Below are 13,705 nucleotides of genomic sequence, written 5' to 3'. Positions count from 1 at the left end.
GAAGTAGGAAGGCAAAAGATTATGGAGACAATTTATATCCCTCATCTCCTCACAAAAACTGAGCGGAAAGAGGTCATTGATTTTGAAGAATTTATCCCCGATTTAGAAACTCTTACTCCAGTGCGAGGGCGACTGCAAGTGACTCACCAAGGGAATTATCTTGAGGTGAAGGCGAAAGCAGAAACAATAGTTACTCTCACCTGCCACAGATGCTTGAAACAATACAATCATCGTTTGGCACTCAACTCATCTGAACTAATCTGGCTGGAAGAAACAGCAAATCCAACAGATTCAAGTTCAGCAGAAATAGAAGTTGCTTTAGAAGATTTGGTGGAAAATTTGTCCCCTGGTGGCTATTTCTCTCCGGGGGATTGGGTGTACGAGCAAATGTGTTTGGAACTGCCGCACAAACAGATATGCGATACTGAATGTCCGGGAATTTCTTTAACTGATGATGCAAATACAGAAAGCACCGAAACAGTCTCAGACAGTCGCTGGGCTTCTCTGGAAGCACTTAAACGGCAATTGCCTTAGTCAGTTGGCAGTGGGCAGTTGGCAGTGGGCAGTTGGCATTAGCTAATAAGAAATAACAAAGAACAAATAACAAATAACCACTGACAACTAACAACTAACCACTGACAACTGACTAATGACTATTTTTAGCGACGAGTTTGAACTACTGCTGCGATCGCGCTACCCCCTAATTTACATTCCCACACGGGAGGAAGAGCGCGTAGAAGCGGCGATCGCCCAATGCGCCAAAAAACAGGGTTCTCGCGCCGTATACATCTGGGATTTTGTTGATGGCTACCAAGGCAATCCCAACGATACAGGTTTTGGCAAGCGCAACCCGCTGCAAGCTTTGGAATTTCTCGAAAAATTGCCCGCCTCCGCCCCGGCAATTTTTATTCTGCGCGACTTTCAGCGGTTTTTGGAAGATGTCTCGATTTCCCGCAAGCTGCGGAATTTGGCGAGACTCCTCAAATCTGTGCCCAAAAATATTGTCATCGTATCTCCTATAGTTTCGATCCCGGAAGACCTCAGCGAAGTGATGACTGTTTTGGAGTTTCCCCTGCCTGCGGCCGCGGAAATCAAAATTGAGGTAGAAAGGCTATTAGGGGCTACCGGACAAGCCATTGAAGGGCGTTTGCTGGACGAAACAGTGCGCTCCTGTCAAGGGCTGTCGCTCGAACGAATCCGTCGAGTTTTGGCCAAGGCGATCGCCACCAGAGGCGAACTCCACCCCGACGACGCGGAACTGATTTTAGAAGAAAAGCGCCAAACAATTCGCCAAACTCAAATTCTGGATTTTTACCCGGCCCGCGAAAATATATCCGATATCGGTGGTTTGGACAATCTCAAAGAATGGCTGCTGCGGCGTGGCGGTGCTTTTTCCGATCGAGCCCGCCAATACGGTTTGCCGCATCCCAGAGGTTTGTTGTTAGTCGGAATTCAAGGAACCGGAAAATCCTTAACAGCAAAGGCGATCGCCCACCACTGGCATTTGCCTTTACTACGCTTGGATGTCGGGCGTTTGTTTGCCGGATTAGTAGGAGAATCGGAATCCCGCACCAGGCAAATGATTCAGCTAGCCGAAGCTTTGGCCCCCTGCGTGCTGTGGATTGACGAGATAGACAAAGCTTTTGCGGGATTAGACGGTAAAGGGGATTCCGGCACAACTAGCCGGGTGTTCGGGACATTTATTACTTGGTTAGCAGAAAAAACTTCGCCGGTGTTTGTGGTAGCAACAGCCAACAACATCCAGTCTTTGCCGCCAGAAATGCTGAGAAAAGGCAGGTTTGACGAAATATTTTTTGTGGGTTTGCCCAGCCAGGAGGAACGGCGGGCGATTTTTGAGGTACATTTGTTGCGGTTGCGATCGCACAGCATCAAAAATTACGATTTAGAGCGCTTGGCTTACGAAACTCCCGATTTTTCAGGGGCCGAAATCGAGCAAACTTTGATTGAAGCAATGCACATTGGGTTTAGCCAAAATCGAGACTTTACGACAGATGATATTTTAGAATCAGCTAGTCAGATGGTGCCCTTAGCCAGAACGGCTCAAGAACAAATCCAGTTTCTCCAAGATTGGGCCGCTGCTGGGAAAGCTCGCCTTGCTTCTAGATACGGCAGTTTGAGCCGCCGGATTCAAGGTTAAGCTTTTGAAGTCAGTAGTCAGTAGTTAGTAGCCAGTTGTCAGTTGGCAGTTACCAGATTTTACTCAACATTCAGCAGTCAACACTCAAGAGTCAACCTTCTTCCCTCTTTCCTCTTCCTTCTTCCCTCTTCCTTCTTCCCTCTTCCCTCTTCCTTCTTCCCTCTTCCTTCTTCCCTCTTCCTTCTTCCTTCTTCCTTCATTTGCGGTTTTATGAACAGTGTATATAGCGTTTTCAAATTTTTAGTAGGTTTTCTGCTAGCGATCGTCCTGATGGCAGGTGCTAGCGTGGCTGCTGCACTTTACTTTGCCGCTAAGCTAACTACTTTGCCCGAAAAACCAGTTTTTTCCAACGACAAAACACCAGCTCAGGTTGCGGGCGCTGCGCCGAAGTCAACAGCCCAGGCTAGCCCTGTTTCTACATCTAGCGATGCCCCGTCTCCCAAACCGCTGGAACCGGGAGCTTACCGCGCGATGGTGACTCAGCCGATCGGCTTAATTCTCCGGGATACTGGTAGCCGAGACTCGAACCGCATTGGCGGTGTTGGTTACAAGGAAAGAGTCGTAGTTTTGGAAGAGTCGCCCGACAAAGAGTGGCAGCGAATTCGGATTGAGGATGGCAATCGCGAAGGTTGGGTCAAAGGTGGCAATACTGAAAAAGTTGAGGACGAATAAAAATTAGACAAAAAATATACTCTTGTGATTGTGAGGGCAGCGAAGCAATCGCAGTGTGTGATTCTTCACCAAGGTCGGTTTTTTTTCTGTCTTTTGCTTCAAATGGCAAGGTACATATTTTTTACAAAAAGTCAAGTTAAATTTATTTACGATATTGGAGATTGCTGGGTAAGGCGCACAGATTGTGGGTGCGATCGCCACTGCCAAATCCTGAATTTGACATAAAAGCCCATCAGACAAAAGGTTTCCAAAGCTAAAACTCAACAGAAAAACTCGAAAATACATAATCCCAACTTATGTTATTCAGGAGAGTATGTTAAGAAAATTAGCAAAATTTTAAGGTTAGTTGCAAAACCCAGGCGGTTGTCACCGCCGCAGAGGCAAGAGTGGTAGCTTGGATTACAAGATGTAAGTTTTCAGCTTAACAGCTACCAACAATAAAAAATATGTACGACAAACGTCCCGATCGAGATTTGGCGACTGCTGCTGTTACTGCAGCTTTGGGAGCTGGGGTCGTTACCTCTTTTGCGGTGAGCAGAGGGCAAAATCCGCTGGTAGCTATCGCAATTACTATTTTTGCAGCGGGAGTAGCTGTAATTTGCGATCGGTTCGGCTTAATTTAAGCGATCGTCGATTTTTTAATAAAAAGTCAACTTATCAAAAAATCCCCGCCCTATTTGCAACTAGCAAAAGTGGGGATTTTTAGTGGCTAGTTTTTTGGTTAATCAGCGGTACTTTCCCAGACGCACTCGCCACATGAAGAAGCCGCGTTTCTTAACAAAAAACCTGCGATTTCAGACTCTTTACCCGACAACAAATTAAGCGGATGACAACTGGCGCGCAAGTCTTGTGGTCATTTCTGCGGCAGCCAGATAAAATATTAGCCAGCACTACCCCAGAACTTATTCTCTTTCGGCATTAAAGGCTAAGATGTGCTTGCAAACTTTTTTGCTGAGTCTCCCGCCTCTAGAAGCAGCGATGCTATCTTGGTTGTTACCTGTAATTATTTTTGACGGTATTCTTTTTAGAAAAACGGGTGCTTCGCGCTTTTCAAGTAGAACTTAGCGTTGATAGAATCCAAGCCAAGCGTGCCAAAAATCATTTTTGGCAGTTTGCTCACACAACCCACCCACAATTTCACACTAAAAAATTATGGAATCTCTTGCTTACCTCGAACTTGCTCTTGTTTGCGAAGCACCCGCAGAGTCGAAAATTTTTGATGAGCCCAAGTGGCAAAACCTATCGAGTCAGACTTACGTCCGTTTGCTGTCTCTGGCTTTGATGCTGTCGGTTTTGAGTGCAGCCGGTGCGGCTTTTGCTCAAATAGATCCGGGCTATCCCAATGTCCGAGCGATTCAAGACAGGTTGCGGGAACTCGGCTATTTTCCCAGATCTTCGACAGGTCAACTCGGCCCGGTAACAAAACAAGCGCTGACTAACTTTCAGCGAGACTATCAACTGTCGCTGACTGGTAGGCCCGATCGAGCTACTGTGATAGCACTCAACAGTTTTGCCGGGGATGACGATCGACCTTTTAATACTATTTATACAAATTATCGGGAGCTGCGTTTTGGAGACGCGGGTGCAGATGTTTCTGCTCTGCAGCGCAGGTTGAAGCAGCTAGGCTACTTCAGCGCGCATCCCACAGGGAGTTTTCGCGAAGTTACTCTCCATGCGGTGAGATACTTCCAGCGAATTAATCGACTGCGGGTGACTGGAGTTGCCGATAGGCAAACTTTAGCTTTGCTGTTTGGTTCCACGCGGCCGGTTCCCCCCGTTACGCTTCCAGGGAATATTTCGGGAAATGGCGGTTGCAAGGGGCTGCGGTTCGGGGACAGAGGGGCGACGGTAGACTTGATCCAGCGGCAATTAAAAGCTTTGGGCTATTTTGAAGGCGGCGTTGACGGCAAGTTTCGGGAACGCACTCTCTACGCTGTGACTCGTTTTCAGCAAGATTACAATCTGGTTTCTGACGGCTGCGCGGACACTGCTACTTTGACCGCTATCGATGCCCAGATGAGGGAAGCTGAAATTACCTCATGGACTGAGGAAGATGAGCAACAGAGTTATGGCGGAGATTTTCTGGAGTTGGGCGACAGAGGCCGACAAGTAGAATTTGTGCAGCGGCGGCTGCAAGAATTGGGTTATTACAGGAGCCAGATTCACGGTTGGTTCGATCGACCAACTCAGGCAGCTTTGATCCGCTTTCAGAGGGATAGCGGGCTGTTTGGGACTGGAAGGGTCGATCGCAGCACTCGATCAGCTTTGCGGCAAGGTAACAGGCAGGCGGCAGAGCCTGCGCCGCAAATGGTTGCTGGTCTGCGACGGGGCGATACTGGGCCTGCTGTTCGACAACTTCAGTCTGCCCTCAGCAGTCTGGGCAAAAACCCCGGCCCGGTGAACGGAGTCTTTGGAGCCGAGACCGAGTTTGCGGTGCTGTCGTTTCAGGAGGAACGCAATTTGTCACCGGCGACGGGTATTGCCACTCCGGCGACTTTGGCTGCGCTCCAAAATGGATTAGCTGGCCGGGTAGCTGTTCCTGCTGTTCCAATTAGCAGCAGTTTCAACTCTCGATCGAGCATTCAGCAATTACAAAGGCGACTGCAAGACCTCGGCTTTTACGCAGGCCCCATCGGCGGAGTTTTCGATGCTTCGACGAGAGACGCCCTCGATCGAGCTCAGCGCAGTTACGGGGTCAGCAGCGACGATTTGTTGAGCCAAACTTTTTAGCCCCAGGCTTGGGGACGCTACATCAAAGAAATCGGGTTTCTCGTTTCCGACTCATTCCTGAAATGATGTATTTTTCTGAAGAAACCCGGTTTCTGCGTAACTGTGATCGCACTTGGGCTACCAATTTTTGTTAAAACTTGTAACAAGCCGTACTGGAAATGCGAAAATAGGCTATAGTCACTCGATTGAATCCGGGGCGCTGTTGCCGTTGTGGGCGATCGACCTCGGACAAGACCAATTGCTGGAAACCAAAGACGGCCATCCCATCCGCAAAGCTTCGTGGCAAACCGTATGAATGGTTAGCTGGCAGTCTAGCAGGTGCAACCCAGACTTTTCAGCTTGCTTCATGCCAATTTTTAAAATCGAATCGTTGTTAAATTCGATCGTTCTGTTGCACTGAACGCAGACTAGGTGGTGGTGGTGATGCGGGTAAGGCTGGTTTATTTCATAGTGTTTGTGACCTTCTGCTAGTTCGAGTTCGCGGAGCAGGCTCATCCTTGCCATTAACTTTAAAGTTCGGTAAATGGTGGACAAGCTAATGTTTTCTCCGCGATTTTTTAACAAAGTGTACAAATCCTCCGCACTCAGGTGATTGCCTTTGGGGAGGTTCTGAAACACGTGCAAGATGGTTTCCCGTTGGGGAGTCATCCGCCAGCCTTTGTCATTGAGTTCGGATTTGAATGAAGACGCGGTGTAAAGTGCCATTGTGACCCTCTCAAGAAAGTCTGCCTATTGACAATAATACACAACGATCGAGATATTTTGCAAATATCGCAGCTTATTGAAAAAAGATTGAGAAAAAAATTTGGTTTTTGATATTGTTTGACTTTTAACCAGCTTTATGAATGAAAGCATCCAGGATACAAGCGCCCGGATTCATCCGTCCAGAAATAAAAAACCTGTATCGGATGAAACTTGCCCCCGAATTTATGCGTGGGGTCAATGCTTCAATTCTAAAATCTAAAATCTAAAATCTAAAATCGATTGACTTGCTGCAGAGGACAGAGAAGTGGTTGAGAAGTAAATATTGTTACTTCTTCCGAATGCCTCATGCCTTCTGCACAAGTGCCAAATGCCTTGCTCCCTGATTAATCGCGCTGATTGACCGGCCAAATTTAAGTCAGAGACTCCAGATAGTCGCGGACGCGGTTGCGACGCTTAGGTTGGCGGAGTTTTTGCAAAGCTTTGGCTTCAATTTGGCGGACGCGCTCGCGGGACAAGTCGAGGGCACGACCGATTTCTGCCAGCGAATAGGGGTGTCCGTCACCCAAACCAAAGCGCATCAGAATTACATCTCGCTCGCGGCTGGTCAAATCTGCCAGCAGTTGCTGCAAGTCGCGGTGCAGAGCTTCTCGCATCAGCATTTCTTCTGGGGAGATGCTGTCGGTTTCGAGTAAGTCGCCCAACTCCGTATCTTTTTCGTTGCCCACTTTAGTTTCCAAAGAAACAGAACGGGGGACTCGCAGCAAAACTTCTCGGACTTGGGGGGCCGTCATGTCCAACTCGACAGCGATGTCTTCGATCGTAGCTGTCCGACCTTTTTCTTGAGAAATTTTGCGCTGGGCTTTTTTGATTTTGTTCAGTTTTTCGGTAATGTGGACGGGGAGGCGAATGGTGCGGCTTTGAGTGGCGATCGCCCGCGTAATTCCCTGCCGAATCCACCAGTAGGCATAGGTGCTAAACCGATAGCCCCGCGTCGGGTCAAACTTTTCTACAGCTCGCTCCAGTCCCAGAGTACCTTCTTGTATTAAGTCGAGCAATTCTAAACCGCGATTTTGATATTTTTTCGCCACCGAAACCACCAGGCGCAGGTTCGCCTTAATCATGTGGTCTTTAGCTTCGACGCCTTCAGCTTGAATTCTTTCGATCGTCTCGACCGTCATCTCGGCTAACTCGGCCCACTGGCGCTTGCCTTCGGACATAATTCGCTTGAGTTCTGGCACGTCATCGACCCCGGCAGTTAATGCCCAGCGTTCCAAGGAAGGTTTATGTCCCAACTGTGCTGCTAAGCGATCGCGCACTTCAATTAAATGCACGAAGCGCCCAATTAGCCCTTCTTCTTGGGATGCGACGGTGTTGCGTAATTCCAGCAATTTGATATAGCGCTGAACTTTTTGAGCCTCCGAGACTTCTTCGTCTCTACCCAAGAGACGAACCCGACCTATTTCTTGGAGGTACAGGCGCACTAAATCTGTAGTGCGACGGTTGGCATTTTTTTGCAATTTGGCTGCTGGGTCTGCATCTTCTGTCTCTGCTGGGTCTTGGTCGAGCAGTTCGTCTCCAGCTTCTTCAGCATCTTCATCCAACACATCACCTTGCAAGGGATTGACTCGCAGTTGTTCGTCGAATTCAGCTTCAGCGTAAAAAGAGGTGGCTGGCATAGTGATTTTCTCAGTTGCTCCGGTGAAAAGATGCTACGCTTAGCGGTTTTTTATAATTAAGATGCCCACTTGGTTAAGACGAAGCATCACCGCTTTGTGTTTCTTTACTAACTTTCCTGACTTTTCTGCTGTTGGAGAGATCGAACTTTTGCTGCCCCACTTGTTTTACCAAGATTCTGGAAAACGCTAAGAACTTTCTGATGTAACAGGTTGAAGGCCCGAAAAGTGTGTTGTACTTCTTTGTTTATGTAGCTAGTATAGATAGTGACTCGCTATAAACAAGTGACGTTAGTCAGAAGTTAAGTTAATCTTCATCACCAATAAGCTGGTTCCCGATCACTTCGGAAAATTAGCCATTTTTTTAATAAAACTTTATATAACTCGGCGCTCTTGATTAAATACGCGGCAGTGGGCGCAGAAGTTTAATCCATTATAGAATAGGGGTTTCAGAGTTGCTCGACTCCCCAGTACCGAGTTATTGGCTGACGCAAAAACCGGGTTTCTTCCTCAATTTTCTGGATGAAAACCTAGAAGTGTGAGGAAGAAACCCGGTTTCTGGATTTTTTTTAGGTAAGTCGCGACTTTGAGGTGGCGATCGACCGATAATTGTTTTGCTGTTGGCTGCTGCTTCTCGCTTAAGATCACGCCCCGAACACCAGCATCTGAAACCGGGTTTTTGGCCCAGGGCCTGCATATCAAACGCAAGTTTTTCCTCGCTGTTACCCGGTTGATCTGGTTTTAGTGAGAATGGTGCGATCCTCTTCGAGGGCTTCGCTAACGGGCGTGAGTCAACTCAAATTAAAATTGCTAGCGTGGGTAAAGTTTCATCAGTTCCCTCACCTGTTCGGCGTGATAGGAACTGCGAGTTAAGGGAGAAGCGACAACTTGCAAGAATCCCAAAGATTCGCCAAACTTTCTCCAAGCATCAAACTGTTCTGGAGGCACAAAGTTTTCTACGTTCAAGTGCTTTTGAGTCGGTTGCAGGTACTGTCCAACTGTTAAAATATCGCAGCCGACAGCCCGTAAGTCCTGCATCGCCTCCCGAATTTCGGCGTCTGTTTCTCCGAGTCCCACCATGATGCCGGATTTGGTGTAAACCCCAGGTGCGAGTTCGCGGCTTCGCTGTAATAGTTCCAAGGTGCGATCGTACTTTCCTTGCGGCCGCACCTTGCGGTAAAGTCGCTTTACGGTTTCGGTATTGTGGTTGAGTACCTCTGGCCGGGCTGCGAGAATGATTTCTAAAGCCTGCCAGTTGCCGCACAAGTCGGGAATCAAAACTTCTATAGTTGTATCGGGCATCGCCGATCGCACTGCTTGAATGCACTCGACAAACTGAGACGCGCCCCCATCCGGCAAATCGTCCCGGTTGACAGAGGTAATCACGACGTGGTTGAGTTTGAGCCGCTGCACCGCTTGCGCCAATCTTTGGGGTTCCGTGGGATCTAATGGTTGGGGCTTTTTCTCAAAATCGATGTCGCAGTAAGGACAGGCGCGGGTACAAGCCGGGCCCATAATCAAAAATGTCGCAGTACCTGCGTTGAAGCATTCGCCGATGTTCGGACACGACGCCTCCTCGCAAACCGTATTCAGGGACAAATCCCGCAAAATTTCTTTGACGTTGCCGACGCGCTCCCACTGGGGGGCTTTAACTCGCAACCACTGGGGCTTAACTGTCACGTCTGTCTCCGCCTGAGTAGTGTTTTACAAATAATTATATACGAGCTTGCTCAATTTTGACTTGAGTGTGATAAGCTAAAAATCTATTGACTAAATCCGGGATGTAGCGCAGCTTGGTAGCGCACCTCGTTCGGGACGAGGGGGTCGCAGGTTCAAATCCTGTCATCCCGATTATAAAATTAAATTGGATATGCCCCAGCAAGTGAGTGTGTTTTGGGCGATCGTCCGGGTGTGTATATTTTTGGTACGCATAAATTAGTCGCTCGGGCGATTCCCTAGGGGATAGCTGCGCTTCACGGACTTGTTAATTCGCCTTGGCTAAAAAATTAACTGTAGCGACTGTTTTGGCAGAGGGAATTAGAGAATAAGGCGTAAAAAATCACAGCAGCAGTAGAGAGTAGCGAACAAGTCTTTGCCTTCTCCCTCTGTGATGATTTGGAACAGTGTTTTATCACAGGTACTTGCTTAATACTGAGAACTTTGACCAAGGTTTGAAACCGGAGGTCAGTATAAATACTGCAATAATTCTTAAATACAAGTTCATCACGATTTACATCTTGAGATAGATGAATTAATAGGTGAATGAGCTTATAATAAAACTTAATTGCTAGCGTGTCTAAAATCCACTCAAAAACCGGAGGATATTCCAATGCAAATAAGTGGCAAAGCCTTCGGCTCCTGCTCTCGCTGCGAAACAGTACCAGCCAAAATAGAGAACCGCGGAGGTCTATACCTGTGGTTCCCAGTATATCATACGCTGACCAAGGTTATTTCTGCACTAACCAAGGCTGAATTTGAATTCCGGCTGTTAGAAGAGAGCAAGTGTTTGTACATTATGCTTGAGGGAATAGCAAAAGAAAAGTTTAACGCCCTAGCATCATCGGTGCTGACAACTCAAGAGTTGAAAGAGACAAAAGTTTTGTGGATGCGGGAAGTTGAACAGCCAAAGCTTAGCGATTTTTATCGCAGCACTTCCTTAGACTCTTTTATTAATTTGAGTAACTCTGATTGGCTGTTAGATTTATTGTCCGAAGAACGCATTACTACGCATTTTCAGCCTATTGTTTATACCTCAGATACTTCTAAAATTTTTGCCCACGAAGCGCTGCTCCGAGGAATTGACGAGCAAGGAAACTTAATTTATCCGGGTCGGATTTTTGCCCAAGCAGAATCAGCAGGCCTAATTTTTCAACTAGATGTTTTAGCCCGGACTCGCGCTATCCGCGAAGCCCATGTTTACGATATCAAAGAACTACTTTTTATTAATTTTTCTCCGACTTCAGTTTACGATCCCGCTACGTGCCTGCGAAGAACAGTACAGGCTATTGATGAAGCTGGAATTCCTCACAGCAATATTGTTTTTGAGGTAGCGGAATCTCAGCACCCTCCTGATCTGGCTCACTTGATTAAGATTCTGAGGTTTTACCGAGAAGCGGGATTTTTAATTGCCCTGGACGATTTTGGCAGCGGTTCTTCTAATTTAAATTTGATGCACCAACTGCGTCCAGATTTTATTAAGTTAGATATGGAATTAATTCGCAACGTCCATCAAGATTATTATAAGGCACTAATTACTGAAAAGATGTTAGAAATTGCGGCTCAATTAGAAATTAAAACTATTGCTGAAGGTGTGGAAACTTTGGAAGAGTTTGAGTGGGTGCGGCAACGGGGAGCAACTTTTGTTCAAGGTTATTTGATTGCTAAGCCGACTTCTCCGCCGATCGCAGTTACGAGCTATATTGGTGCTGAACCAGTACCTATTTCTGCTTAAATGGTTTTCAGTTGCGATTTGGCGCTACATTTGCTCGTTCGCAGGCAGAGCCTGGGGACGCATATAGGAAGGCTCTGCCTCCATTAAAATGAGACAAGGGTTTGGAGGCAGAGCCTCCGGATATTCATTACCAGGCTATGCCTGGTAACGAGAATGACTAGCATTTTAAACGCTCAAATTGCGCCGCAACAAGCTTTCTAAGGATTCCATTCTCATGCCGTAGATTGATTCCAAGTTTTGCACTTCTTCGGGAGTGCAGAAATACTCGTTACCCAGCAATACGCGCAAAGTTCCTAAGTCTTTTTGAGCTTGAGGATTCAATAAACCCAAGGCATTTCTCAAACCGTCAAACACAACCAGTGGCGGGTTGATTACCATCGGTTCGCGATTGAATAAGCGTCCAAAAATGCGGGGAATGTCGTCTCTTGTGAGCACATCCGGACCACCGACTCGCAGAATTTGGTTGCGGGCGCCTTCGACTGTTGGCGAGTCTGCGGCAATCTTTGCTAAGTCGTCGGTACTGACAACAGATGTGCGGTTTTTGCCGTCGCCAATCAGCAGGTAAAGTCCGGTTTCTCGAAATCTTTCTGCTAGGGGTAACAAGCTGGAAGCAAAACCGGCAGGCCGCAAGATTGTATAATTCAAGCCGCTATTTTGCAGGTATTTTTCTACTTCTCGCTTGGCTTTGAATACTGCGGAATCTTCGTATCCTCGATCGACTCCCAGTACCGAAATAAAGACAAAGTGCTGCACTCCGGCTTCTTTGGCGCAGTCGATTAATTCTATGTTAGCGCGGTAATGTACTGCTTGAACGTCGCCGCCGGTGCCGTGGCTGCTGATGATGTATTGCACTCCTTGGCAGGCTTTTTTAATATCTTTGTCTTGTTTTAAGTCGCCGATAAAAATCTCGGCGCCTCGGTTTTCTAGTTCAGAGTAGCGAGATGCGAGGCGAACGAATGCGCGGACAGGCTTTTCTTGCTGTCGGATTTCTCGTACAATTCGGCGCCCTAGCGCGCCTGTTGCTCCGGTTACTAAGAACATGATTTTTAGTTGTTGGTTGTTACTTACATCTTGCACTTTTCTCAATAGTAAGCAAGATGCCTGTACCACAAAGAGTTAATTTTCTTGTGGTGTGGGCATCCTGCCCGCCCATCCAAGGCTTATTGAGAATGGTGCAAGATGTCAATTGTTATTAACCTTATAACTTATAAATCAAATTTCGACAATTACGGGGGCGTGGTCGCTGGGTTTGATTAATTTTCTAGGAGCAATATCTATTGTACAGTTTTTTGCTTGTTCGTACAGGGGAGGGCTAAGATAATGGTGATCGATTCTCCAGCCGTTGTTGCGGGGAAATGCGGCGGCGCGGTAGTCCCACCAGCTATAATGGCCACCTTCTGATGTGAATTTGCGAAAGGGGTCGTTTAATCCTAATTCTATGATTTCTGTGAGTGCGAGGCGCTCGGCGACAGACAAGCCGACGGAGTTAGCATTGGCTTTGGGATTGTGGATATCTCGATCGTCCGGGACGATGTTGAAGTCGCCGCAAATGCACAAGTTGGGGGATTTATCTAGTGCTATTTTGAGGTATTCTTGCAGCAGTTGGAGCCACTTTAGCTTATACTCATATTTCTCGCTGCCGACTTCGGAACCGTTGGGAACGTATACGCAAATAATGCAAATATCGTCTATAACCCCGGCTATTAGGCGTTTTTGTTCGTCAAAAATACCTGTGGTTTCTTCGCCGAGAATGGGGGCAAATCCGGTGCTGATTTGCGTTAGAGGCGATCGGCTAAAAATGGCGACACCGTTGTAGGATTTTTGACCGGAAATGTAGCAGTTGTAGCCGAGGTTGGTGAAGGGTTCTAGGGGGAAGTCTTTGTCTGTAACTTTGGTTTCTTGGAGGCAGAGAACGTCTGGGGAGTTTGTGTGCAACCAGCTAGTAACGTGTTCTAGGCGGGTGCGGATTGAGTTGACGTTCCAGGTGGCGATTTTCATTAATACAGTAATCCTAACGGTGATGTGGGGGGAACCCAAATTCGAATGACTCGGCGCTTGAAAGAGACTGTTGGCGAAGGTCGGAGGGGTGAAACCCCTCAGACATCGCCATCCTGAATAGGCAGAATGATTGTGTAATCACGCAGCATATTAAATAATTTATTATGACTCTTCACCCCCGCGACTGCTCGTCAATTCCAGAAATGACAGCAACTGTTGCACGGGGAGCATGTCACTTTTGCAGTGAGTAATTATACTTATGAAGTTTTTCCCTGATTTCCAATTAACCCGTTCAAGTAAGCACAACTCGGAGCTAAT

12 protein-coding genes, 1 tRNA gene and 1 pseudogene are annotated in these 13,705 nt (G+C 47.3%); 7 read left to right on the top strand and 7 right to left on the bottom strand.

The window, feature by feature from the left end:
• Positions 1 to 21 precede the first annotated feature (21 nt).
• Positions 22 to 534: a YceD family protein gene (locus QUA07_RS20280; protein WP_333328421.1), complete on the top strand. Its 513-nt coding sequence runs from the start codon at positions 22 to 24 to the stop codon at positions 532 to 534.
• 115 nt (positions 535 to 649) lie between these two features.
• Positions 650 to 2,158: an AAA family ATPase gene (locus tag QUA07_RS20275; protein WP_333328419.1), complete on the top strand. Its 1,509-nt coding sequence runs from the start codon at positions 650 to 652 to the stop codon at positions 2,156 to 2,158.
• 77 nt (positions 2,159 to 2,235) lie between these two features.
• Here QUA07_RS20275 and QUA07_RS20270 read toward each other — a convergent pair whose 3' ends face one another.
• On the bottom strand, positions 2,236 to 2,358 hold the full coding sequence (locus tag QUA07_RS20270) for a hypothetical protein (protein ID WP_333328416.1): 123 nt from the start codon (positions 2,356 to 2,358) through the stop codon (positions 2,236 to 2,238).
• A 10-nt stretch (positions 2,359 to 2,368) separates the two neighbouring features.
• On the opposite strand from QUA07_RS20270, the gene QUA07_RS20265 reads away from it, so the two are divergent.
• The 3 genes from QUA07_RS20265 (at position 2,369) to QUA07_RS20255 (ending at position 5,560) form a co-directional block, all read left to right on the top strand.
• Entirely contained in the window at positions 2,369 to 2,830 is a 462-nt protein-coding gene (locus QUA07_RS20265; protein ID WP_333312207.1) for an SH3 domain-containing protein, read from the top strand.
• Positions 2,831 to 3,276: 446 nt separating this feature from the next.
• The gene (locus tag QUA07_RS20260; protein ID WP_242724391.1) at positions 3,277 to 3,453 is read left to right on the top strand and encodes a hypothetical protein; all 177 of its coding nucleotides are present in this window, start codon (positions 3,277 to 3,279) and stop codon (positions 3,451 to 3,453) included.
• A gap of 529 nt (positions 3,454 to 3,982) precedes the next feature.
• Positions 3,983 to 5,560, top strand: a complete 1,578-nt coding sequence (locus QUA07_RS20255; protein WP_333328413.1) for a peptidoglycan-binding protein — start codon at positions 3,983 to 3,985, stop codon at positions 5,558 to 5,560.
• Between the two features lie 177 nt (positions 5,561 to 5,737).
• On the opposite strand, the gene QUA07_RS20250 is transcribed toward QUA07_RS20255, so the two are convergent.
• The 4 genes and pseudogenes from QUA07_RS20250 to lipA all read right to left on the bottom strand — a co-directional run.
• A complete protein-coding gene (locus QUA07_RS20250) occupies positions 5,738 to 6,265 on the bottom strand; it encodes a transcriptional repressor (protein ID WP_242724395.1) in 528 nt (175 codons plus the stop codon).
• 410 nt (positions 6,266 to 6,675) lie between these two features.
• Complete coding sequence (sigC, locus tag QUA07_RS20245; protein WP_333328408.1) at positions 6,676 to 7,941, bottom strand: RNA polymerase sigma factor SigC; 1,266 nt, start codon at positions 7,939 to 7,941, stop codon at positions 6,676 to 6,678.
• Between the two features lie 507 nt (positions 7,942 to 8,448).
• Entirely contained in the window at positions 8,449 to 8,586 is a 138-nt protein-coding gene (locus QUA07_RS20240; protein WP_333328405.1) for a hypothetical protein, read from the bottom strand.
• A 162-nt stretch (positions 8,587 to 8,748) separates the two neighbouring features.
• Positions 8,749 to 9,624, bottom strand: a pseudogene (lipA, locus tag QUA07_RS20235) (lipoyl synthase); the annotation flags it as partial.
• A 91-nt stretch (positions 9,625 to 9,715) separates the two neighbouring features.
• On the opposite strand from lipA, the gene QUA07_RS20230 reads away from it, so the two are divergent.
• Both QUA07_RS20230 and QUA07_RS20225 read left to right on the top strand, forming a co-directional pair.
• Positions 9,716 to 9,789, top strand: a tRNA-Pro gene (locus QUA07_RS20230).
• A 478-nt stretch (positions 9,790 to 10,267) separates the two neighbouring features.
• Positions 10,268 to 11,389 carry an EAL domain-containing protein gene (locus tag QUA07_RS20225; protein WP_333328403.1) on the top strand — a complete coding sequence of 374 codons (1,122 nt, stop codon included), beginning with the start codon at positions 10,268 to 10,270 and terminating at the stop codon, positions 11,387 to 11,389.
• A gap of 165 nt (positions 11,390 to 11,554) precedes the next feature.
• Here the strand turns inward: QUA07_RS20225 and QUA07_RS20220 are convergent, their stop codons facing one another.
• Together QUA07_RS20220 and xth are read right to left on the bottom strand one after the other, a co-directional pair.
• A complete protein-coding gene (locus QUA07_RS20220) occupies positions 11,555 to 12,430 on the bottom strand; it encodes an SDR family oxidoreductase (RefSeq protein ID WP_333328400.1) in 876 nt (291 codons plus the stop codon).
• 171 nt (positions 12,431 to 12,601) lie between these two features.
• Positions 12,602 to 13,387 (bottom strand): exodeoxyribonuclease III, encoded by a 786-nt coding sequence (gene xth / locus QUA07_RS20215; protein WP_333328397.1) that lies wholly within the window; start codon positions 13,385 to 13,387, stop codon positions 12,602 to 12,604.
• Positions 13,388 to 13,705 lie beyond the last annotated feature (318 nt).

Source organism: Microcoleus sp. T3_A4 (assembly GCF_036700465.1).
Taxonomy (GTDB): domain Bacteria; phylum Cyanobacteriota; class Cyanobacteriia; order Cyanobacteriales; family Microcoleaceae; genus Microcoleus.
This window is presented reverse-complemented; position numbering and strand designations above follow the sequence as displayed.